This window comes from Moorena sp. SIO1F2 (assembly GCF_010672755.1).
In the GTDB taxonomy this organism is placed as follows: domain Bacteria; phylum Cyanobacteriota; class Cyanobacteriia; order Cyanobacteriales; family Coleofasciculaceae; genus Moorena.
On the sequence record NZ_JAAHFV010000687.1, the window covers coordinates 1 to 1005 of the forward strand.

Annotated in this window: 1 protein-coding gene and 1 pseudogene; one reads left to right on the top strand and one right to left on the bottom strand. The window is 37.0% G+C overall.

The window, feature by feature from the left end:
• Positions 1 to 368, top strand: a pseudogene (locus F6J94_RS34040) (hypothetical protein); the annotation flags it as partial.
• Between the two features lie 92 nt (positions 369 to 460).
• On the opposite strand, the gene F6J94_RS34045 reads toward F6J94_RS34040, so the two are convergent.
• Positions 461 to 646 carry a hypothetical protein gene (locus F6J94_RS34045; RefSeq protein ID WP_293048403.1) on the bottom strand — a complete coding sequence of 62 codons (186 nt, stop codon included), beginning with the start codon at positions 644 to 646 and terminating at the stop codon, positions 461 to 463.
• Positions 647 to 1005: the final 359 nt, after the last annotated feature.

Sequence of the window (1005 nt, forward strand, 5' to 3'; positions counted from 1 at the left end):
TCTTAGACCCTACTACCACTAATATCCTTTATCAAGGCAAGCCCTTACAACCAGGTAAAGCTTACTTTTGGCGGAATACAATTCCTTTAGACGAACTTCCTACTAAGAGAAGTTTTCGTTTAATGAATGACCAAAAGCGTAATCAAATCACCGCTGACTTAACTGCATTAGAAAGTAATCTGAAAGCTCAAGATGCGAGTGCTGATCAGATTGCTCTGAAACGAATTAACTATTTCATCAACAAACAACTGTGGTCAGATGCATTACGGGAAATTTATCTGATGCCTAATCCTCCGGCTGAGGTAACTGATGTTATTGATAAGATTAACAATAAGGCGTTTGATTTTTGTAAGCAGGAGCGGGAATAGGGAGTCGGGAGTCGGGAGTCGGGAGTCGGGAGTTTGGTCTTGGGGTAAAGCTCCAAGACCTTGCTGCATTCCTTTGTCTATCAATCAAACTTTTATCCTAATAACTTACGTTTTAAATCTTTAGATGAAATTCCTTTATCGTTACCGGAGCGATAATTTTCCCAAGCTTCTTGACTTTGAACAATTTCTGTGATTGGAATGGTTTCTTCATCTCCTTCTACTTCTATCGCTTGATTAACTAAGAATCTAATCGCACTCTTTCGGAATTTAATGCTCATTTTTAATCCAATTTGTCAGATCAGTCACTTCTTCAGTCTCATAGTCTTCAGGTAACCCAAAGGTGGCGTCAAGCTCTTGTTGTTCTTGATCACTAACGTAAGGCATTAACATATGACATAGTAAGAGTCTTTCTTCTCTCAAAACTTATCGGATGCTTTCTTTAATCAGTGTTTTTAAGTCTTGAGTTTCCATCGCTTGTCAATTAAAGGTTATTTTTTAAAATTATAGCATTTTTTATCCTAGGGTGTAGGGGAGATAGTTTGATTTTTTTTTATAACTGAATACTAGCCAATTTACAGCGTTTTTTATAACTATAATTTACACAATATTTTCCCACGATTCCCGATTCCCGATTCCA

Coding starts and splice junctions, on each gene's coding strand:
- F6J94_RS34045 (WP_293048403.1), bottom strand. CDS start 646: ATGAGCATTAAATTCCGAAAGAGTGCGATTAGATTCTTAGTTAATCAA.